This window comes from Skermanella mucosa (assembly GCF_016765655.2).
In the GTDB taxonomy this organism is placed as follows: domain Bacteria; phylum Pseudomonadota; class Alphaproteobacteria; order Azospirillales; family Azospirillaceae; genus Skermanella; species Skermanella mucosa.
In genome coordinates, this window is sequence record NZ_CP086106.1 from 4,762,150 (window position 1) to 4,782,888 (window position 20,739).

Annotated in this window: 14 protein-coding genes and 1 pseudogene; 6 read left to right on the forward strand and 9 right to left on the reverse strand. The window is 65.5% G+C overall.

Features of this window, described 5'->3' with window-relative positions:
• Nucleotides 1-327 precede the first annotated feature (327 nt).
• Both JL100_RS22120 and JL100_RS22125 read left to right on the forward strand, forming a co-directional pair.
• Complete coding sequence (locus JL100_RS22120; protein ID WP_202682366.1) at nucleotides 328-591, forward strand: hypothetical protein; 264 nt, start codon at nucleotides 328-330, stop codon at nucleotides 589-591.
• A gap of 95 nt (nucleotides 592-686) precedes the next feature.
• A complete protein-coding gene (locus JL100_RS22125) occupies nucleotides 687-1,274 on the forward strand; it encodes a hypothetical protein (protein ID WP_202682365.1) in 588 nt (195 codons plus the stop codon).
• Nucleotides 1,275-1,285: 11 nt separating this feature from the next.
• Here JL100_RS22125 and JL100_RS22130 read toward each other — a convergent pair whose 3' ends face one another.
• Entirely contained in the window at nucleotides 1,286-2,431 is a 1,146-nt protein-coding gene (locus JL100_RS22130; protein ID WP_202682364.1) for an AI-2E family transporter, read from the reverse strand.
• Between the two features lie 362 nt (nucleotides 2,432-2,793).
• On the opposite strand from JL100_RS22130, the gene fabI reads away from it, so the two are divergent.
• The 4 genes from fabI (at nucleotide 2,794) to JL100_RS22150 (ending at nucleotide 7,692) form a co-directional block, all read left to right on the forward strand.
• On the forward strand, nucleotides 2,794-3,564 hold the full coding sequence (gene fabI, locus JL100_RS22135; RefSeq protein ID WP_202682363.1) for an enoyl-ACP reductase FabI: 771 nt from the start codon (nucleotides 2,794-2,796) through the stop codon (nucleotides 3,562-3,564).
• Nucleotides 3,565-3,640: 76 nt separating this feature from the next.
• A complete protein-coding gene (locus JL100_RS22140; RefSeq protein ID WP_202682362.1) occupies nucleotides 3,641-5,719 on the forward strand; it encodes a mechanosensitive ion channel family protein in 2,079 nt (692 codons plus the stop codon).
• 78 nt (nucleotides 5,720-5,797) lie between these two features.
• Nucleotides 5,798-6,634, forward strand: coding sequence for a polyphosphate kinase 2 (ppk2, locus tag JL100_RS22145; protein ID WP_202682361.1), 837 nt, complete (start codon nucleotides 5,798-5,800; stop codon nucleotides 6,632-6,634).
• A gap of 131 nt (nucleotides 6,635-6,765) precedes the next feature.
• Nucleotides 6,766-7,692 carry a 1-phosphofructokinase family hexose kinase gene (locus JL100_RS22150; protein WP_202682360.1) on the forward strand — a complete coding sequence of 309 codons (927 nt, stop codon included), beginning with the start codon at nucleotides 6,766-6,768 and terminating at the stop codon, nucleotides 7,690-7,692.
• 192 nt (nucleotides 7,693-7,884) lie between these two features.
• On the opposite strand, the gene glgX is transcribed toward JL100_RS22150, so the two are convergent.
• From glgX to JL100_RS22190, 8 genes and pseudogenes are all read right to left on the reverse strand, one after another.
• Nucleotides 7,885-9,999: a glycogen debranching protein GlgX gene (gene glgX / locus JL100_RS22155; RefSeq protein ID WP_202682359.1), complete on the reverse strand. Its 2,115-nt coding sequence runs from the start codon at nucleotides 9,997-9,999 to the stop codon at nucleotides 7,885-7,887.
• Between the two features lie 36 nt (nucleotides 10,000-10,035).
• Nucleotides 10,036-12,561 carry a glycogen/starch/alpha-glucan phosphorylase gene (locus JL100_RS22160; protein WP_202682358.1) on the reverse strand — a complete coding sequence of 842 codons (2,526 nt, stop codon included), beginning with the start codon at nucleotides 12,559-12,561 and terminating at the stop codon, nucleotides 10,036-10,038.
• A gap of 39 nt (nucleotides 12,562-12,600) precedes the next feature.
• Nucleotides 12,601-15,723, reverse strand: a complete 3,123-nt coding sequence (locus JL100_RS22165; RefSeq protein WP_202682357.1) for an efflux RND transporter permease subunit — start codon at nucleotides 15,721-15,723, stop codon at nucleotides 12,601-12,603.
• Complete coding sequence (locus JL100_RS22170; protein ID WP_202682356.1) at nucleotides 15,720-16,850, reverse strand: efflux RND transporter periplasmic adaptor subunit; 1,131 nt, start codon at nucleotides 16,848-16,850, stop codon at nucleotides 15,720-15,722. Before JL100_RS22170 ends, JL100_RS22165 begins: the two co-directional genes overlap by 4 nt.
• A complete protein-coding gene (locus JL100_RS22175) occupies nucleotides 16,847-17,947 on the reverse strand; it encodes an efflux RND transporter periplasmic adaptor subunit (RefSeq protein ID WP_202682355.1) in 1,101 nt (366 codons plus the stop codon). Before JL100_RS22175 ends, JL100_RS22170 begins: the two co-directional genes overlap by 4 nt.
• A gap of 35 nt (nucleotides 17,948-17,982) precedes the next feature.
• Nucleotides 17,983-19,182, reverse strand: a complete 1,200-nt coding sequence (locus JL100_RS22180; protein WP_202682354.1) for an acetate/propionate family kinase — start codon at nucleotides 19,180-19,182, stop codon at nucleotides 17,983-17,985.
• A 4-nt stretch (nucleotides 19,183-19,186) separates the two neighbouring features.
• A pseudogene (locus JL100_RS22185) lies at nucleotides 19,187-20,116 on the reverse strand (bifunctional enoyl-CoA hydratase/phosphate acetyltransferase); the annotation flags it as partial.
• A gap of 138 nt (nucleotides 20,117-20,254) precedes the next feature.
• A complete protein-coding gene (locus JL100_RS22190) occupies nucleotides 20,255-20,722 on the reverse strand; it encodes a hypothetical protein (protein ID WP_202682352.1) in 468 nt (155 codons plus the stop codon).
• Nucleotides 20,723-20,739: the final 17 nt, after the last annotated feature.

Sequence of the window (20,739 nt, forward strand, 5' to 3'; positions counted from 1 at the left end):
AAAGGTAGGGTCAACGTTTTTTCTGAAACCGTTGATCCGCAGTGATGGATAGCCTTCAAGAAGACTATCGGATTGCGCGTGATCATTCAGGCCGCGAAAGTGATATGTTCCAATACCCCGCGATACCACCTTGGAATTCCGCTTGCACGCGGGACTCGCGTGAGCGGCCTGTTACCGTATCAAGTTTACGGTTGCAGGCTTTACAGGTACGGGCGAGCCGATCAGCCTTCTGGCTGGTTTCTTTGACCGCTCGACCCATCAGCCGCGGACTCAGCTTCCGCCTTCTCAAGCATCGAAGGCTTTACTCCAAAACCGGTGAGAGCGTCCATGTCGGAGAGGGTTCGGTATATCGTCGAACGGTTTCCAGACTTGGCGTCGGCTGTCAAGCAGTACAGTTCGGACAATCGCTTTTTCCGCGGACTATGCGAGGACTACGGAGAGGCGGTCGAAGCCTTGCTGCAATGTGAAAGTTCGAACAATCCCACGGATTTCGAACGTGCCGACGCCTGCCGCGAACTCATTATGGATCTTGAACGTGAAGTCCTGATCGAGCTGCATCGGTGGAACGATGACCACGGAGATTCCGCCTGAACCGCATCGGAGCCCCGGAAACGGGTCCGGGCCTGATGCAGGTTACCGTAGCATACTCCCGCCGACCCGCGCCCGGTCCCATTCTGCAGCCCTTGATGCATGAAATTGCCCAGAGGGCAAAACCACGGGAGAAAACAATGGGCAATAGAGCCGAGAGCTGCACCTGGTCATCCCCGCTCATCACCGCCGGCATCGTCGTCAGCCTGTTTCTCGGCGGTTTCGCCCTGTCCCCCACCATCGCGGCCCCCCGGACCGCCGAGACCGAGAAGACGGCCGACAAGAAGAACGCCGAGCAATATATCGAGCTGGTGCGCCGGGATCTGCGTCAGGACAGGCGCGAAATAATCGGGGAGGCGCTGGCCCTCAATCCGACAGAAGCCGAAGCGTTCTGGCCGGTCTACGAGCGCTACGAAGCGGAACTGAACCGTCTCGGTGACGAGAAGCTCGCCTTGATCAATGATTACGCGGATAACTACAAAACCATGACCGAGGCCAAGGCCGGCGAACTGACCCGCAAGGCCATAGACCTGGACATCCTGCGGACGAGCCTGCTGCAGCAATACCTGCCGCAATTCCAAAAGGTGCTGACCAACAGGCGCGCCGCGCAGTTCTATCAGATCGAGATGCCCCTGCTGAAGATCGTCGATCTTCAGATCGCCGCCCAGTTGCCGATGATGCCCTGATCGGCCGGCGCTCACGCCTCGCTGTGGGCGGCAGGCTTGCCACTCCGCCTCTCTTTCTCCATCCCGATCCATTCCATGACCAGCGTATAGCCGAGGGCGATAAGGCACGGTCCAAGAAACAGCCCGATGAAGCCGAAGGTGAGCAGGCCGCCGAACAGTCCGAGAAGTATCATCATCATGGGAAGATCGCTGCCCCGGCTCACCAGGAAAGTTCGCAGCAGCGCCTCGATCACGCTGAACACCATGACGCTCCAGACGATCAGGAAGATGGCCCACCCGGTCTCCCCGATGGTGAACAGCCAGATCGTCGCGGGCAGCCAGATCAGTATCGGCCCGACCGGGACCAGCGTCAGGAAGAAGCATAGGAACCCGAGCAGGATGGCGCCGGGGACACCGGCGATCCAAAAGCCGATCGCCGCCAGAACGGCCTCCGTAAGGTTGGTTCCGATGATGCCGTAGACGACACTCTTCAAGGTGCCGGCCGCGACATCCAGCAGATGGGGGCCTCGCCGTCCGGCCAGCCGCTCCAGCACGGAGCTGAGGGCCACGGCGGCGCGCTGGCCATCACGGTACAGGAACAAGGCGATCAGCAGGCTGATGAAGATTTGCAGTACGCCTGAGCCGATCAATGCGCCGAAGCCAAGGATCCAGGCGCGCGCGTGCTGGACATAGGGTTCCAGCGTGGCGGCCGCTTCGACGCTGCCAGCTGCCAGGTCGGACCAGAACGCGTGGAACCGGGATCCCAGCAGCGGCACCGTCTCCACCCAGGGCGGCGGGTACGGAACACCGCTGTTCCGCCATTCCTGAAGCTTAGCGGCAATCTGCGCGACATTCTCCGCCAGATTGTGGCCGAGCAGCACCAGCGGGATCAGGAAGACGGTGAAAGCCGCCAGGGTCAGGAGGGCAGCCGACGCGCCCGTACGCCCGCCCAGCGCCCGCGTCAGCCTGACGTGCATCGGCCAGGTCGAAATGGTGAGGATGATGCCCCACAGCAGCGCCGACAGGAACGGCTTCATCACCAGATAGCACCCGATCGCCAGGATCAGCAGGCAGGCCAGGGCTACCACCCGCTCGACCAGATGGTCGCCGTCATTTCTTCGAAGGCGGCTGCCCAGGCCGGTGGTTTGGGCAGCACTTCCCAAATGCCTGTCGATCATGGTCGGCGCCCCTCTCACAAGTATGGCCAACGCGTTCCAATAGCTCCCGTCGGCAAAGCGGAAGACACGGAAATCGGCGTCAGCAAACGCATCGCGCGCGATCGATGCCGACATGACGCCAAGTCAATGAAGTCAGTATCGGCGTCCTCGCATGGCGTCGGCAGTAGCTTACGGTAGCAAGCCGTGGTGAGGGGGCACCGTCGCCGGATCACCGGCTTCCGTTACCGTTGCAGACCGCCTGTTACCGTTGCACGGTTGCGGCACGCTCCCGCCTGGAGGATCGTCACAGACTGGCCGGATCACCGGCCCCGAAATTCGCCAGCCGAGCGGGTTTGCTGGCATCCATTCTTCGGAGGCTTTCCATGGCACTGCCAACTCTCCAGGGGAAACGCGGCCTCGTGGTGGGTATCGCCAACGCGAACAGCATCGCTTTCGGCTGCGCCAAGGCATTCCGCGAAATGGGAGCGGACCTCGCGGTCACCTACCTCAACGAAAAGGCGGAGCCCCATGTGCGGCCGCTGGCGGAAGGCCTTGGCTCGGACATGATCATGTCCTGTGATCTGAGGCAACCGGGCGAGCTCGAGGCGGTCTTCGGCACCATACGCGAACGCTGGGGCCGGCTCGATTTCCTTCTCCATTCCGTCGCCTTCGCGCCACGCGAGGACCTTCATGCCCGGGTCGTCGATTGTTCGGCGGAAGGGTTCGCGCTCGCCATGGATGTTTCCTGCCACTCGTTCATCCGCATGGCGAAGCTGGCGGAGCCGCTGATGACCGAGGGCGGCTGCCTGATGACCGTCACCTTCTTCGGGGCGGAGAAGGTGGTCGAGCACTACAACATGATGGGGCCGGTGAAGGCCGCCCTGGAAAGCTCCGTCCGCTACATGGCGGCCGAACTCGGCGGCAAGGGCATCCGCGTGCACGCCCTGTCCCCCGGAGCCATGGCGACGCGCGCGGCCTCCGGGATCGACCGCTTCGACGAGTTGCTCGCGCGCACGGCGGAACGCGCACCCACCCACCACCTCGTCACCGTCGAGGACATCGGGCCGTCCGCCGCTTTCCTGGCCAGCGACGCCGCGAGGCAGCTGACCGGGCTTACGCTCTATATCGATGGTGGCTACCATATCGTGGGATAAGGGCTGCCCGGGTCGGCCCCTCGCCATCGCCTTTGCCATTCTTGTCCAGCTGCTTCCGCCGGTGTTGCCATCCGCCATGGCGCAGCCGGTGGAGGGTGCGCCCGCCAACCAGGTCGATACCCTGCTGCGGGTATTCCCTGATGGGCTGACGCCGGAGCAGGCGGACGCCGTGCTCGCAGTGATGGGCGAGGCGGAACTGCGTAGCGCGCTTCGGCCGCGGCTTCTGGCCGGCCCGGAAGGGGGCAAGCCCCCTGCCGCGGAAGCCGCGCCCTTGGCGGCCTATGCGAACCGGATCGATGCCGTGGCCGCTGCGTTTCCGCGGGTGCCCGGGGCGATCGCGGAAGCCTTTGCCCGGCCGAACGGGCGGGATGCCGCCGTGAGCCCTGCGAGACTTGGCCTGTCGATCCTGTTCCTGTTCGCCGTCGGGACTGCGGCTCTGCTGGCCGCTCGGCGGCTATTGCCGGAATCCGGCCCGGAAGCCGGCGGCAATGCCCTGTCCCGCGCGGCCCGCGGCCTCGGCATTCAGGCGGTGCGGATCACGGCGTTCCTGGTGGGCCTGCTGCTGGGATACGCGATCCTGCGCCCCTCTCACCCCGCGGCCCCGGCAGTCCTGATCGCGGTGCTGCAAGCGGCGGTCACCGTGTCCATCGCCGACCTGGTGACCCGGTTCCTGTGCGCGCCGGACCATCCTGAAAGACGGCTGCTGCCGGTGGGCGACGGGGGTGCCCGACCCATACATCGGACTGCGGTCACCGCCGCCGTGCTCACCGCGACGACGCTGGGCCTGGCGGACCTGCTCGGCGCCCTGGGTATGGCCTACGACCCGTTGATCGCCCTGGTTCTTCCGATCAGCACGGCACCGTTCGTCTACTTGCTGTACAGGATGTGGAGCAGCCGACCTGCGATGATCCATGCGCTTCGCGACCATCTCGGGCTGGAGGCCCAGGAAGTTCCAACCCTCGCCTTGGGCCTGGCCCTGGCGACCCTATACCTGGTCGGCCTTTGGCTTACCGCCGCCGCCGCCGCACTGCGGCTGGAAACCGGAATAGGCCTGCGCCTGCTGCTGAGCCTATTCCTGTCGGCAGCCGTGCCATTGCTCGCATTGATGCTCAGGCGTCCTGTCGTCCGGTTCTACCGGACGCCCGGCGAGCAGACCGACAGCAGGGCGGCCCTCCGGCTGATGCGCGCGGTATGGGTCGCCCTGCTGGTGCTGGGCGTGGTGGCGACGGCCTTCATCTGGGGCTTCGACCCGGCTGCCCATGTCGGGCTGGGCGGCATCGTCGTGCGCCTGCTGTTCGACCTGGGCGTCGTCCTGCTGCTCGGTTATGTCGGGTGGGAACTGCTCGCCCGGTCGTTTGACCGCGTGATGACCGCGAACACCGTCGGGGACCAGCGCACCGCCCAGCGCGTGGCGACCTTGATGCCGCTGGTCCGCAAGTTCCTCCAGGTGGTGCTGGTCGCCATCGTCGTGATGATCGTCCTGTCTTCCATGGGTATTGCGATCGGCCCGTTGCTGGCGGGAGCCGGCGTGGTCGGCATCGCGGTCGGGCTGGGGGCGCAATCGACCATCGCTGACGTGCTGTCCGGGGTCTTCTTCCTGCTGGAGGACGCGTTCCATATCGGCGACTATGTGGAGGTCGGCAATCTTCGCGGCACTGTCGAGGGGATCTCGCTGCGCTCGCTCAAGCTGCGCCATCACCGGGGCGCGGTGCATACCCTGCCGTTCGGCCAGATCAAGGCGCTGACCAACCTGACGCGCGATTGGTCCCTGATGCGGCTGGAGTTCCGCGTTGCGCCGGATACCGACCTCGCCATGGTCAAGCGGATCATCAAGGACATCAGCAAGGAACTGCAAGCCGATCCGGAGATGGGCCCCAGCTTCATCGAGCCCCTGAAATCCCAGGGCGTGCGCCGCGTGGAGGATGACGCCGTGATCATCGGCATCAAGTACGTCACCAAGCCGGGCGAGCAGTTCGTCATCCGGCGGGAAGCCTATCAGCGCATCCTCAAGGCCTTCAAGGCGAACGGGATCGACCTGGTTGGCCGTGGCGTGGTCGTCCGGGTGGACGATCCCCATGCCGGCGAACATGCGGTCGGATTCGCCGCGGCGCAGGCGATCCGCGATACGCGGCAAGACAAAGCCAGTGCTGACTGAGGTTCGAGTTTCTTGATCGGCCGATTGCAGCGCTGGGGTGCCGCCCCGTCGGACTGGCAATAGGGGAGAGTGATGAACATGGCGAAGAAAATGAAGGTTATCGAGAGGGAGCGGCATTCGCCGCCGGATGGAAAACTCAGGGCGCGGGACTATGACGACGAACTTGCCAGACTGCATGTCGAGTTGGTCAAGCTGCAGCAGTGGGTCGTCCGCAAAGGCGTGAAGATCTGCGTCGTCTTTGAAGGACGCGACGGCGCCGGCAAGGGCGGGACGATCAAGGCGATCACGGAGCGTGTAAGCCCGCGCGTGTTTCGCGTCGTTGCCCTGTCGGCTCCGACCGAGCGCGAGAAGTCCCAAATGTACCTTCAGCGCTATATCCCATACCTCCCCGCAGCCGGAGAAGTCGTGATATTCGATCGGAGCTGGTACAACCGCGCCGGCGTCGAGCGGGTGATGGGCTTCTGTACGGAAGAACAGACCAAAAAATTCCTCGCCGCCGTGCCGGCGGTGGAGAAGGCCATCGTCGAGTCAGGAGTGATCCTGCTTAAATACTGGCTTGAAGTGAGTCCCGAAGAGCAGACGCGGCGGCTGGAAGCCCGTATCAATGACGGGCGGAAGATCTGGAAACTGTCGCCGATGGATTTGAAGTCCTATAGCCGCTGGTATGACTACTCCCGTGCCCGGGACGATATGTTCGTCGCGACCGACACCCCGTGGGCGCCGTGGTTCGTCGCGCGGTCAGATGTCAAGAAACGTGCGCGTTTGAACATCATCAGCCATATGCTCAGCAATATTCCCTACGAAGAAGTGCCGGCAGAGAAGGTGAAGCTTCCGAAAAGGCAGGCTGCGGAAGACTACAGGGAGCCTGACTATCCCTTCAAATTCATTCCGGAACTGGCATGGCCCGCGGCGTGAAGCGGCAAGCGTTGGAGAAGCGCCCGATCGGGGAACGAAGCCGACTGATGGGGCGGGCGATGGAATTCATCCTATGTTGTGTCCGGACCGGGTGCGTTGCGTGAAGCGCATTAAGAGGAATTTGCGAGACCATGAAGCCGATCGTGACCTTGACCCTGAACCCCACCATCGACGCCGCGTCGAAGACGGAGACCGTCCGTCCGACCCACAAGGTCCGAACCGTCGACGAGCGCTATGATCCCGGTGGCGGCGGCATCAATGTCGCCCGCGTGGTCAACGAACTGGGGGGTCGATCGCTGGCCGTTTATCTGGCGGGCGGCCTGACCGGCGGCGTTCTCGACAACATGATGAAGAGGGCGGGTGTTCGGCATTGGACGGTGCCGATCGCGGGACTGACCCGGGTCAGCCATGTCGTTCACGAACTTTCCACCGGCATGGAATTCCGCTTCACTCCCGAAGGTCCGGAGATACTGGAGGAGGAATGGCGAACCTGCCTTGAGCAGCTCACCATGCTGGACTTCGACTATCTCGTCGCGAGCGGTAGCCTGCCGCGTGGCGTGCCGGAGGACTTCTACCGGACCGTTGCCGGGATCGCGACGGCGAAACGAGCGAAGTTCGTCCTCGATACCTCCGGCCCGGCGCTGAAGGCCGCTCTCGGACATGGCATCCATCTTGCCAAGCCCAGCCGTGGCGAGCTCGAAGGCCTGACCGGACGGGACCTCAAGGATCCCGATGCCCTTGTTTCGGCGGCTCGGGAACTGGTGGCGTCGGGGGCTGTCGAACACCTCGCGATAACGATGGGGCATGAAGGCGCGCTGCTTGTCTCGGCAGCCGCGGTCAAGCGCCTGCGCGCGCCAGAGGTGGAGGTCAGGAGCGCGGTCGGCGCGGGCGACAGCTTCGTTGCCGCCATGACGCTGGGCTTGGCCCTCGGACGTCCGCTCGACGAGGCTTTCGCGCTCGGGGTCGCGGCGGGGACGGCGACGGTAACCACGATCGGCACGGAACTCTGCCGGCGGGAAGTCGTCGAGGCTCTCTACGAGACATTGATGCGGGAATAGCCGGGGAGGATGGTGCGGAGGCGGCCGGACGACCTCGCCGTCCGCCCGGCCTCTTCGCCGCCCGATGGATGTCTTCCGCCTGGGATTCCGATTTTCATGGTCCGATTTTCATGGCGTGATCCTCACGGCCTGAGACCGAATGAACCGATGATCCACCGGCGCATCCGAGCGAATCCTGCACCGGCATTCCTGTCAGGGAAGCATCGCCCCTCCCGATCCTTCAACCAAGACGACGACGGAGTGCGCCGCCGCCCGATACGTGCAGCCGGGCACCGAGGCTGCCGTCCCCCTCCGGCTGATGTCCCGAGGTGAGGCGAGCGCGGTATCGATCCATCGACGCCATGACCCGGTACCGCCCACCGGCGGCAGCTCGAATTCCAGCGGCTTCCAGTACGCGTTCAGGATCAGGTACATGTGGAGTCCTTCCCGCCGGAGCCGCGCCTCGAAAGCGAAGGCGTGGGAATGCTCACCCCAGTCCGGCTGCCCGACCTTCACGCCGTGCCATGTCTTGTCCGCATGCCGGATCAGCTCGTTCAGGCTCCAGCGCCGGCGCTCGTGCGCCGTGTCGCGCATGCGCCGCCATGCATTGAGCAGGGTCACGAAACGAAGCATGTCCGCATGCTTCTCGACCAGAGCCCAATCGAACCAGCTGATCTCGTTGTCCTGGCAGTAGGCGTTGTTGTTGCCGGACTGGGTGCGCAGCACCTCGTCACCCATCAGGATCATGGGCATGCCGATCGAGAGCAGCGTGACGGTCAGGAAGTTCTTGACCTGGCGGTTCCGCAATGTCTCGACGGCCGGATCGTCGGACGGGCCCTCCACGCCGCAGTTCCAACTGCGGTTGTCGTCAGCGCCGTCGCGGTTGTCCTCCCCATTGGCCTCGTTGTGCTTGTCATTATAGGACACAAGATCGTTGAGGGTGAAACCGTCGTGACAGGTGACGAAGTTGACGCTCTGCTCCGCTTCGCGTTCCTCGTGCCCGTAGATGTTGGGGCTGCCCACCAGCCGGTCCGCCATCAGCGCCGCCGATCCCGGCTCGCCACGGAAGAAGGCCCTGACATCGTCACGGAATCTGCCGTTCCACTCCTTCCAGCTGTCTCCGATGAAGCTGCCGACCTGGTACAGACCCGCCGCGTCCCAGGCTTCGGCGAAAAGCTTGGTGCCCGCGAGCGCCGGGTCCGTGTCGATGTCCCACAGGACCGGCGGGTTCGGGATCGGCTGGCCAGAGGGGTCCCGCGCCAGGATCGACGCGAGATCGAACCGGAAGCCGTCCACGTGCATATCCTTCACCCAGTATCGAAGGCTGTCCACGATCATCCGGCGGACGACCGGGTGGTTGGCGTTGAGGGTGTTGCCGGTGCCGGTGTAGTTGCCGTAGTGCGAGCGGTCCTCCCCCAGGATGTAGTACGCCGTGTTGTCCAGCCCGCGGAAACACAGCGTCGGCCCGTCCCCGCCGCCTTCCGCGGTGTGGTTGAACACGACATCGAGGATGACCTCGATGCCCGCCCGGTGCAGCGCCTTGACCATGTCGCGGAACTCGTCGACCGGGCCGAGCGGCCCCTGTCGTGAGCTGTACGCCTGATGCGGGGCGAAGAACGAGACCGGCGCATAGCCCCAGTAGTTGACCTTTCCTGCCGGGCAATCCTGCGCGTCGAACTGGAACACCGGCAGCAGCTCGACCGCGGTGATCCCCAGCCGCTGGAGATAGGGGATCTTTGCGATCAGGCCGGCGAAGGTGCCGCTGATCCTCTCGCCGACGCCGGAGCTGGGATGGCGGGTGAAGCCCTTCACATGCATTTCGTAGATGATGGTCTGCGCCGATGACCTTCGCAGCGGTTGGTCGCCTTCCCAGTCATAGGCGGACGGCTCGACCACGACGCTTTTCATCGCGGTCGCGCTGTTGTTGCCGGTCCTTTTGGCGGCATCGCGGCTGTAGCGATCCGGAACGGCCACGCCCCGGCCATAGGGGTCGAGAAGGACCTTGGCGGGATCGAAGCGCATGCCTCTCGAAGGATCCCACGGCCCTTCGACACGATAGCCGTAGAGCTGGCTTGCCGTAACGCCGGGGACGAACACGTGCCAATAGTGCCCGGTGCGATTGGATGCGGGGTCGATGCGGATCACGCGGGCGGGCTGCGCGTCGTCGGCATGATCGAAAAGCAGCAGATCGACCCCGGTGGCATGCTTCGAGAACACGCTGAAGTTCGTCCCGTCGCGGCACGGCGTCGCTCCCAGGGGAGAACTGGCTCCTCGCGGGAGGCCATGGGTCAGGTCCGACGGCACCGGCATCGGTTCGATCTCAAGCATCGTCCTCACCGCGCGGTCTGCAAGGTGGATAACGCCTCAGGGCACCGGGCATGGTTTCACGTCCCAGATCTCCGCCGCATATTCCGCGATGGTGCGGTCGCTGGAGAACTTGCCGGAGCCGGCGAGATTCAGGACGACCTTGCGCGCCCACCCCGCAGGGTCTGCATACAGCTCAAGCAGTCGTCGGTCCGCCTCAAGGTACGCCGTGAGATCCGCCAGGTGCATGTAGTGGTCGCCGCCGGTCAGCAAGGTCTGGCGCAGCGGGTCGAAGACGCCCGGCTCGTAGCGGCTGAAGTGCTCGGAGAAGATCAGGTCGAGCGCCGCGCGGGTCTCAGGCTCATTGTCGTAGTGCCATCGCGGATCGTACCAGCTTCGGCTTCCGGCCACCTGCTCCGCCGTCAGGCCGAACATGAAGAAGTTCTCCTCGCCGGCGGCCTCGGCCATCTCGATCGTGGCGCCGTCGCGCGTGCCGATCGTCAGCGCTCCGTTCATCATGAACTTCATGTTGCTCGTGCCGCTCGCCTCGTACCCCGCCGTGGATATCTGGTTGGATACGTCGGTGGCGGGTATCAGCCGTTCAGCCAGGGACACGCAGTACTCGGGCAGGAACACGACCTTTAGGCGACCGCGCACCGCCGGATCGCCATCGATGGTGCCGGCCAGATTGTTGAGGAACTTGATGATGGTCTTGGCCAGATGGTAGGCAGGCGCCGCCTTGCCGGAGAAGAAGAACGTGCGCGGCGCCATCTCCATATCCGGGTTCTCCCGGAGCCGGTTGTAGAGCACCACGACGCGCAAAGCGTTCAGAAGCTGCCGCTTGTACTCGTGTATGCGCTTGACCTGGCTGTCGAAGATCGTGTCGGGGTCCACGACGATGCCGGACGCCGATCTGAGCCAGTCCGCGAACCGCGACTTGGCCTCGCGCTTCGCCCTGATGATGGTGTCGCGGAAGCCCCTGTCATCGGCGAGCGGCTTGAGCTTCTCCAGTTCGGCAAGGTCAGTGATCCAACCATCGCCGATGGCACCGGTGATGCCGCGGGCGAGGGGTGGGTTGGCCAGCAGGAGCCAGCGCCGCGGCGTCACGCCGTTGGTCTTGTTGCTGAAGCGCTCGGGGAACATCTCGGCCAAATCCTTGACCGTCACCGTGCGCAGCAGGTGGGAGTGGATGGCGGCGACGCCGTTGGTGCTGTGCGAGCCGACGATGGCGAGGTTGGCCATCCGGATCCTGCGCTCGGCGCCCTCCTCGATCAGGCTCACGCGCCCGATGCGGCCGCCGTCGTCCGGGAAGCGAGCCCGCACCTCGTCGAGGAAGCGGCGGTTGATCTCCAGGATGATCTCCAGATGACGCGGCAGCAGCAGCGCGAGCCAGGGCAGGGGCCACTTCTCCAACGCCTCCGGCAAGAGCGTGTGGTTCGTGTATGCGAGCGTTCGCCGGGTGAGATCCCAGGCCTGATCCCAGTCGAGCCGCACGTCGTCGAGCAGGATGCGCATCAGTTCAGGCACTGCCAGACCGGGGTGGGTGTCGTTGAGCTGTATGGCGGCCTTGGCCGGCAGCGCGCTCCAATCCGGATCCCCCCGGCCGGAATTGCGCCGGCGGAAGCGCCGCACGAGGTCCGCCAGCGAGCAGGCGACAAGAAAATACTCCTGCACGAAGCGCAGCCCTTGCCCCATGCTCGTGGAATCATCCGGGTAGAGCACCCGCGTCAGGGACTCCGCCGTGAGCCGTTCCGCCAGCGCGCTCACGAACTCGCCGGCGCTGAACGCCTGGAAGTCGAAGTCATCGGGCGCCGCGGCGACCCATAGGCGGAGCGTATTGACGGTCTTGCCGCCATAGCCCACGACCGGTCGGTCGTACGGAACTCCCAGCAGGCTTGACGGCCTGCCGACGACCACGCCCAAGGTCCCGCCGCGCACTTCGAACGAGCAGCCGAGCCTGACCTCCACCATCTCGTCCGGGCGGGCGATCTCCCACGGGTCGGGGCGCCGAAGCCAGTTGTCCGGCCGCTCGTGCTGCCAGCCATCCCGGATCGTCTGCTTGAAGATGCCGTATTCGTATCGGAGACCATAGCCCATGGCCGGAAGCTCCATCGTGGCCATCGAGTCGATGAAGCATGCGGCGAGGCGGCCAAGCCCGCCGTTTCCAAGCCCGGCGTCGGGTTCCTGCTCCAGCACCGCGAGCCAGTCGAGGCCCTTGCCGACGGCGGCTCGCTCCACGACAGGGTCGAGAAGAAGGTTCAGGACGTTGTTGGCAAGGGAGCGCCCGATAAGGAACTCCATGGAGAGGTAGTAGACGCGCTTGGGGTTCTCGCGCTCGTAAGTCTGCTCCGTTCGCACCCACCGTTGCGACAGGACGTCCCGGACGGATCGCGCGACGGCTTCGTAGCGCTCCCGCGGCCCGACCGCGGCGCGATCGGCGACGTTGTCGAACATAAGATGCCGCTCGTAGAGCGCATCGCCCGACCCCGTGAACCGGATCGGACCGCACCCGTACTGCTGGAGAAGCTTGCCCATGTCCGCCGCGCCCGGTGTCGCAGTCCCGGCCGCCGGCCTGTCGCTGTCCATGACCTGATCCTCCCCGCGTTACGGATCGTGCCGCCCCCCTCACTCGCCGCTCACCGTTCCCTCCCGCAGCACATGCCCGTGCGGTCCGACCGGTTCCCGCACCGTCTCCTCCCGGCCGGGCTCCTGGATGCGGAACCAGGTGACGTAGAGGGCCGGCAGGAACAGCAGGGTCAGCGCCGTCGCCACGACCAGGCCGCCGATGATCGCGTAGGCCATGGGTCCCCAGAAGACCTCGGGGGCTATCGGGATCATGCCGAGGCTGGCGGCGGCAGCCGTCAGCAGGATCGGCCGGACGCGGTGCATCGTGGCATTGATCACGGCGTCCCAGGGATGCTCCCCGGCTTCCAGGTGCTCGTCGATCTGCGCGATCATGATGACCGAGTTGCGGACGATCATCCCGATCAGCGCCACCACGCCCAGGATGGCGACGAAACCCAGCGGCGTTCCGGTCGGCGCCAGCGCCGCGACCACGCCGATCAGGCCGAGCGGGGCTACGCTGATCACCAGGAAGAGCTTCTGGAAGCTCTGGAGCTGGATCATCAGGATGGTCAGCATCACGAAGACCATGACCGGCAGGACCGCCACGATGGAGGTCATGCCCTTGGCGCTGTTCTCGACCGTGCCGCCGACCTCGATCGAGAAGCCCGGCGGCAGGCTTTGCCGCAGTTGGTCCACCGCCGGGGCGAGCTGGCCCACGATCGTCGGAGCCTGGAGCGGCGGGACGAGATCGGCCTGGACGGTGATCGTCGGCAGGCGCGCGCGGCGCCAGACCAGCGGTTGCTCGAGGTCGTAGCGCAGGGTCGCCACCTCCCTCAGCGGGACGGTGCGGCCGTCCGGGATGGCGACCTGAAGGTTGCGCAGGGTCTCGATGGAGCTGCGCTCCGCATTGGTGGCCTGGGCCACCACGTCGATCAGGTAGATCCCGTCGCGCACCTGGGTGAAGGCCGTGCCCGACACCGTGGCGTTCAGCGCCTCGTCGAGGGACTTGGAGCTGATCCCAAGCAGGCGGGCCTTGTCCTGGTCGACATCGACCCGCACCACCTTGGCCGGCTCGTTCCAATCGTAGTTGATCAGCAGCGTATAGGGGTTCGTGCCGATCGTATCGGCCAGCCGGTACGCTATCTCCCGCACTTCGCCGACATCGGGGCCGGAAACCCGGTACTGGATCGGCCATCCGACCGGCGGCCCCATCTCCAGCGGGCTGATCCGCGTGCTCAGGTCGGAGAAGTCCTCGTTCAGCACTTTCTCCAGCCGGGCGCGGACGGCGTCGCGGACCTCGTACCCCTTGGTCACCACGACGGCCTGGGCGAAGTAGTCGTTGGCGAGCTGGACATCCAGAGGCAGATAGAACCGGATGGCGCCCTGGCCGATATAGGTGCTCCAGCTGGCGATTTCCGGGTCGGTGGCCAGCACCTTCTCGAACCGGTCCACCGCGTCGCGCGTCGCCTTGATGGAGGATGTCTGGGGCAGCGTCAGGTTGACCAGCAGTTCGGGCCGGTCGGACGCCGGGAAGAACTGCTGCTGGACGAAGCCGAGGCCGAACACCGAAAGGGCGAACAGGGCGACCGTGGCGGCGATGACCAGATACCTCGCCCGCATCGCGAGGCGCAGGCCCTCCCGGAACATGCGCATCAGGCGGCCCGGCTCCCCGTGCCCGGCATGCTGCTTCTTCGGGTCGGGCGCGCGCAGCACCTTCACCCCGATCAGGGGGGCGAACAAGACGGCCACGATCCAGGAGAACAGCAGCGCCATCGCGACGACGGCGAACAGCGAGAAGCAATATTCCGCGGCACCGCCCTGGGCGAAGCCGATCGGGATGAAGCCCGCCACGGTGATCAGGGTGCCGGTCAGCATCGGGAAGGCCGTCGAGGTGTAGGCGAAGGTCGCCGCCTTATCCAGGCTGAAGCCCTCCTCCAGCTTGGTGATCATCATCTCGACCGTGATCATGGCGTCGTCCACCAGCAGGCCCAGCGCGATGATCAGGGCGCCGAGCGAGATCCGCTGGAGTGCTATGCCGAAGAAGTCCATGCCGATGAAGGTCATCGCCAGCACCAGCGGTATCGAGCAGGCGACGACCAGCCCGGCGCGCAATCCCAAGCTGATGAAGCTGACCGCCAGGACGATGATGACCGCTTCCTTCAGCGCCTTGGTGAAACCGGCGACCGACTCCTCGACGACGACCGACTGGTTGGCGACGAGATGGATGTTGATGCCGATCGGCAGGTTCGCTTCGACCCGGCGCATCCGTTCATGGATGCCCTCGCCGAACGCCAGCACGTTTCCGCCCGCCGCCATCGAGATGATCATGCCGATGGCGGGCTCGCCGTTATACCGGAAGATCGGCGACGGCGGATCCGCATAGCCGCGCCTGACCTGCGCCAGGTCGGCCAGCCGGTAGAACTTGCCGTCGGCGCGCAGGTTGATCGCGGCCAAGCTCTCCTCGGAGGTGAACTCGCCGCTCACCCGGACGGTGACCTTCTCGTCTCCGGCCTGGACCACGCCGGCCGGAGCCACCGCGTTCTGCGCCTGGAGTTCGGCGACGACCTGTTCGCGGTCGATTCCCAGCGCCGCGAGCTGCCGGGTCGAGAAGTCCAGGTAGATCTTCTCGTTCTGAATCCCGACGAACTGGATCTTGCCGACATCCGGCACGCGCATCAGCTCGGCCCGCGCGGATTCGGCATAGTCCTTCAGTTCACGGTAGCTGAAACCGTCGGCCGTGAAGGCGTAGACGGTGCCGAACGTATCGCCGAACTCGTCGTTGAAGACCGGTCCCTGGACGCCCTGCGGCAGGGTGGCCTTCATGTCGGCGATCTTCTTGCGCACCTGGTACCACAGGTCGGGGATCTCCCCGGCCGGGGTGAAATCCTTCAGGTTGACATAGACGACCGAGAATCCCGGCTTCGTGTAGCTCTTGACGTAGTCGAGATACGGGACCTCCTCCAGCTTCTTTTCGATCGGGTCGGTCACCAGGTTGATGGTGTCGTCGATGGTGGCGCCGGGCCATGAGGTCTGGACCACCATGGTCTTGATGGCGAAGGCCGGATCCTCCTCCCGGCCGAGCCGCGTGTAGGATATGCCGCCGGCCAGTGTCAGGGCGATGATCAGGTACCAGGTGAAGGAGCGGTGCCGCAGTGCCCACTCGGAAAGATTGAAGCCGCTCATGGTGCCGCCGCTGTTTCTATATGCTTCGCAAGCCGGACCCGCTGGCCTTCCGCAAGGCTGTGCACTCCGGCGGTGACGACGATGTCTCCCTGGCCCAGGCCATCGGTGACGACGGCCGGCCCATCCTCGTGCCCGGACCGGATCGAGACCGCACGACGCCGGACGGTCTGGTCCTTCGGATCAAGGACCCACACGAAATTCCGCTCCCCCTCCCGGCCGATCGCCGTGGCCGGCAGTTCCACCACGGGGGTCGGCGTCCGCTTGAGGCGTCCGGTCACGGTGGCGCCGAGACGGAGCGCGTCGGGCGGGTTCTCCAGCGCGATCCGGACGGTATGGGTCCGGGTGACGGGATCGGCCTGGGGCGAGACCTCCCGGACGTGTCCCAGCGCCTTGATATCGGGCGCGCCGGCCAGGGCCACTTCGATCACCGGGTCCTTCGGGGCCGACCGGACGCCGGCTTCGGCGATGTCGAACACGGCTTCCCGTTCCTCCGGCTGGGCGATCCGCACCACCATCTCGCCGACCTCGACGACTTGGCCGGCATCGGGACCGACCGCCGTCACGACCCCGTTCCTGTCCGCCGCCAATTCGGTGTAGCCGACACGGTCCTTGGCCGATTGCAGGGCCGCCTGGGCGGCCACCACCTTGGCGTCCGCCGTGCGCATCGACAGCAGGGCCGCATCGTAGAGCGCCTGGGTGGTGTTTCCGTTGGCCAGAAGCTCCCGCTTCCGCGCCTCTTCATTGCGTGCCTGCACCTGTTCAGCATTGGCGGCGGCCAGATCCGCCTCGGCCGTCCGAAGCGTGTTCCGCTGGTCCTGATCGTCCAGCCGGGCGAGCACATCGCCGGCCCGCACGGTGGCACCCACATCGACCGTCCGCTCGATCAGCTTGCCGGCGATGCGGAAGCCCAGGTCGGCTTCGGCCCGCGCCTCGATCGTGCCGGTCACGGAATTGGACAGGCTGAAGATCACGGGTTCGACGGTGATGGTGCGGACCGGCCGGATCAACGGGCTCTTTTCCGCTTCATGCTCTTCCTGCTGTTCGCAGCCTGCCATGGCCATGGCCATGGCCAGAAGCGCAGCCGGCAGCAGTCGTGCGGCCGGTCTCGGGTTACGCCCGCGCATCATGCTCCGCTCCCCTGCCTGATGGTTACCTTCTGCCCCGGCCTCAGCTTCTGGGTGCCGCCGATCACGACCGTTTCGCCCGCGTCGAGCCCGCTCGAGACGGTGACCGTCCCGGTATCGTATTGCAGCACGGTCACCGGCCGCAGGCTCACCGTGTCCCGCGGCTGCTCGACGACCCAGACCGCCGGCTCGCCCTCCGCCGTCTGGAAAAGCGCTGATGACGGGAGATTGATGACGGACTGCGCGGGCAATCTGGCCCGCCCGACGACGGCCGACCCCAGCAGGAAGGCCGGAGGCGCATCGCTCAGCGCAACCTTCACCGTGTATGTCCGGGTGACCGGATCGACCCCCGGGGAAATCTCGCGGATGGTTCCTTCGGTGACGAGGTTCGGGTCTCCGACAAGGCGGACTTCCACCGCCGGCATCTCCGCCCCCCCGCTGATCCGGAGGCCGGCTCCCGGGACCTGAAACACGGCCTCCCGCTCGTTCGGGTCGGCCAGCCGGACCACCATCTGGCCGGATGCCACCACCTGTCCCGGCTCAGCTCCCTTGGCCGTGATGATCCCGGCGCGGTCCGCCCGCAACTCAGTATATGACAGCGCGTCCTGGGCGGAACTCAGTTTCGCCTGGGCGGAAGACAGTTCGGCCTGGGCTTGGCTGTACCGCCGCTGCGCGTTGTCGTACTGGGTCCTGGTCGTATAGCCATCGGCGAGGAGTTTGCGCTGGCGCTCCTCCTGCGTCCGGCTCTGCTCAACGAACGCTTGCGCCGCCGCGACATCGGACTGGGCGGATTTCAAGGCGTTCAGCTGGTCCTGGCTGTCCAGCCGGGCGAGCAGATCGCCCTCGGCGACCGTGTTCCCGACGTCCACGAGACGCTCTATGACCTTGCCCCCGACGCGGAACCCCAGATTGCTCTCATGGCGCGCCTGGATCTCGCCGGTCAGGGCGGACGTCCTGTCGAACTGGGAGACTTGCACCGACAGGGCGCGGATGAGCGTCGCCTCCGCCGGTGGGGGCGCCGGTTGTTCGCACCCCAGAAGCATGAAGCTGGCGATGATCGCCGTTCTCGCCGTCAATGGCATGGTATCGAAATCCTTCATGGGACCAACTCGGCGGACCAACCCGGCGGATCAACTCAATGGCGGCGGCGTCTCTTGAGGATTTCCAGGGTATGGTGCGCGATCATGCGTTCCTCGTCGGTCGGGATGACCATCACCCTGACCCGGCTTGTCCCGGCTGAGATCAGGCGGGCGCCCTTCGCGTTGGCCACCTCGTCCAGGTCGATCCCGAGCCAGCGCGCCCTTCGGCAGATCGCGGCGCGGATCGCGGAAGAGTTCTCTCCGATGCCGGCCGTGAAGACGACGACGTCGAGCCCCTCCAGGGATGCCGCCAGCGAGCCGAGGGCGAGGCCGGCCCGGTAGACGAAATAGTCCAGGGCGAGCTTGGCGCGGGGGTCCTCGCTGGCGAGCAGGTCGCGAACGTCGTTGCTGATGCCGGACAGTCCCTTGAGCCCGCAGTCGTGATAGAGCATGTGCTGGACGGCATCGGCGGTCATGCCATTGTTCGTGAGCAGATGGAGGATGACGCCGGCATCGAGCTGCCCGGGGCGCGTTCCCATGGGCAGGCCGTCCAGGGCCGTGAAACCCATCGTGCTGTCGATGCTCCGGCCGCCGCGGATCGCGCACATGCTGGCGCCGCTGCCGAGATGCGCCACCACGATGCGGTCGTCGGCGATCTCGGGCGCCAGGGTGGCCAGGGTCCGCGTGATATACTCGTAGCTCAAGCCGTGGAACCCGTACCGGCGGATACCGTCCCGGTAGAGCCTTTCCGGAATGGCATAGCGGTCGGCCACCTCCGGGTGTCCGCGATGGAAGGCCGTGTCGAAGCACGCGACCTGAAGAACTTCAGGCTGCATCGCGCGGATCGCCCGGATAGGGAGGAGGTTGTTCGGCTGGTGCAGCGGTGCCAGTGGAACAAGGGCTTCCAGCTTCGTGAGCACGTCATCGTCAACCGCCACATGCGTGTCGTAAGCCGGACCGCCATGAACGACGCGGTGGCCGACGGCGGCGGGGAACCCGCCTTCGAGGCGAGCCCGCAGCCAGTGTCCCAATTGGCCGAGGGCCGCCCGCGCATCCGGCAGATCGCCTACGGAAAAGGTCTCGTCGGCGATCCTCCCCCCTTCCGCATCCCTGGCGATCAGGCGGGGACGGGTGCCGATTCCCTCGACCTGTCCCTTGAGGTTCAGGTCAAGGCCGCTGGTCTCGCCGACAATGTCGAAGACCTGGAACTTGATGCTCGACGAGCCGGCATTGGCGACGAGGATGGTATCGGGCATCGCGTCATCCCTTTATCGGAGTCTTCGAGCGCAGGCGGTGGGCGTAGAGTGCCGCCACGGCGCAGGACGCCATGCGCGTCATCACGCTGTCGGCCCTGCTCGTCAGGACGATCGGCACGCGGGCACCCAGGACGACGCCGGCCGCGTCGGCGTTGGCCAGGAACGTCAGGTTCTTCGCCAGCATGTTGCCGGCTTCCAGATCGGGAACGACCAGGATGTCGGCATGACCGGCCACGGGCGAGTCGATGCCCTTGATGCGCGCCGCTTCCGGGCTGATCGCGTTGTCGAGCGCCAATGGCCCTTCCAGCAATCCGCCGGTGATCTGGCGGCGATCAGCCATCTTGCAAAGCGCCGCCGCCTCGATGGTCGATGGGATCTTCGGGTTGACCGTTTCGACGGCAGATAAGATCGCGACCTTGGGTTGGTCGTTGCCGAGCGCCCGGACAAGGTCGACGGCGTTCTGGACGATGTCGCACTTGTCCTCGAGCGTCGGCTGGATGTTGATCGCCGCGTCGGTGATGACGAGCGGCTTGGGATATGTCGGCACATCCATGATGAAGACGTGGCTGACCCGCCGGCCGGTCCTGAGGCCGGTGTCCCGCTTCATGACCTCGCTCATCAACTCGTCGGTATGCAGGCTGCCCTTCATCAGCAGCTCGGCCCGCCCGGACCTTACCAGCCCGACAGCCGCCGCGGCGGCCTCGTGGCTATGGGCCGCCTCGACGATCTCGTAAGGGGCGATGTTCAGTCCGGCCTTTTCCGCCACGGCCCGGATCTTTTCGGCGGGGCCGACCAGTACCGGCACGATGATGCCGGCCTCGGCCGCCTCGACCGCCCCGCGCAGCGAAGACTCGTCGCAAGGATGCGCCACCGCGGTCGGGACCGCCGGATTCTCGCGGGTCAGGGCGATCAGGCGTTCGTACTTGTCATGCCGGCGGGCCGATGAACCGGCCTGGGTGTTCGCGCTGGCCGGCATGTTCACGCTGGCCGGCGATGCGGCGTCCCTCTGTTTCATTCCTCGGGGCCTTCCTTGGCGGTTGGCGGCAGCCGGGGCCGGCTGCCGCCGCCGGCGTCACCAGTACAGGATCATGCCGACGTCGCCGGGCATGCCGTTGGGGTAGTTCAGGATCTGGGCCCTCAGCTTGTAGCCGAGAGGGCGCAGATTTCGATCCCAGGCGTCGTAGGCTTCCCTGGCGAAGCCGGTCAGTGTTTCGGGCCAGTCCGGTTCGAAGTTGTTGATCGCCCGCCCACTGTCCGTGCAGAACTCACTGGAAAAGCTGAGAACCTGGATCTCCTTCTCACCGCGCTCGGCCGCGCGGCGAACTGCCGCGGTTACCCGCGCCTTGGCTTCAGGGTGGATGTGCTGGGTCAGAAAAGCCTGATAAACATCCTTCTGTTCGGATTCGATTTTCTTCTGATGCTCGAGCGCCTGGCGCAGCTCGGCCATTTCCTTGTCTTCCGTGATCTTGCGCAGTTCCTCGGGCCTGATCAGTCCTTCGAACTGCGGTGAACCGGGTTCTTCGGGAACGGGTTGGGTCATGGCTTCACTCCTCGTTC

Bases quoted from the DNA above. Each gene is read 5' to 3' on its own strand.
- JL100_RS22120 (WP_202682366.1), top strand. From the start codon at position 328: ATGTCGGAGAGGGTTCGGTATATCGTCGAACGGTTTCCAGACTTGGCG.
- JL100_RS22125 (WP_202682365.1), top strand. From the start codon at position 687: ATGCATGAAATTGCCCAGAGGGCAAAACCACGGGAGAAAACAATGGGC.
- JL100_RS22130 (WP_202682364.1), bottom strand. From the start codon at position 2,431: ATGATCGACAGGCATTTGGGAAGTGCTGCCCAAACCACCGGCCTGGGC.
- fabI (WP_202682363.1), top strand. From the start codon at position 2,794: ATGGCACTGCCAACTCTCCAGGGGAAACGCGGCCTCGTGGTGGGTATC.
- JL100_RS22140 (WP_202682362.1), top strand. From the start codon at position 3,641: ATGGCGCAGCCGGTGGAGGGTGCGCCCGCCAACCAGGTCGATACCCTG.
- ppk2 (WP_202682361.1), top strand. From the start codon at position 5,798: ATGGCGAAGAAAATGAAGGTTATCGAGAGGGAGCGGCATTCGCCGCCG.
- JL100_RS22150 (WP_202682360.1), top strand. From the start codon at position 6,766: ATGAAGCCGATCGTGACCTTGACCCTGAACCCCACCATCGACGCCGCG.
- glgX (WP_202682359.1), bottom strand. From the start codon at position 9,999: ATGCTTGAGATCGAACCGATGCCGGTGCCGTCGGACCTGACCCATGGC.
- JL100_RS22160 (WP_202682358.1), bottom strand. From the start codon at position 12,561: ATGGACAGCGACAGGCCGGCGGCCGGGACTGCGACACCGGGCGCGGCG.
- JL100_RS22165 (WP_202682357.1), bottom strand. From the start codon at position 15,723: ATGAGCGGCTTCAATCTTTCCGAGTGGGCACTGCGGCACCGCTCCTTC.
- JL100_RS22170 (WP_202682356.1), bottom strand. From the start codon at position 16,850: ATGATGCGCGGGCGTAACCCGAGACCGGCCGCACGACTGCTGCCGGCT.
- JL100_RS22175 (WP_202682355.1), bottom strand. From the start codon at position 17,947: ATGAAGGATTTCGATACCATGCCATTGACGGCGAGAACGGCGATCATC.
- JL100_RS22180 (WP_202682354.1), bottom strand. From the start codon at position 19,182: ATGCCCGATACCATCCTCGTCGCCAATGCCGGCTCGTCGAGCATCAAG.
- JL100_RS22190 (WP_202682352.1), bottom strand. From the start codon at position 20,722: ATGACCCAACCCGTTCCCGAAGAACCCGGTTCACCGCAGTTCGAAGGA.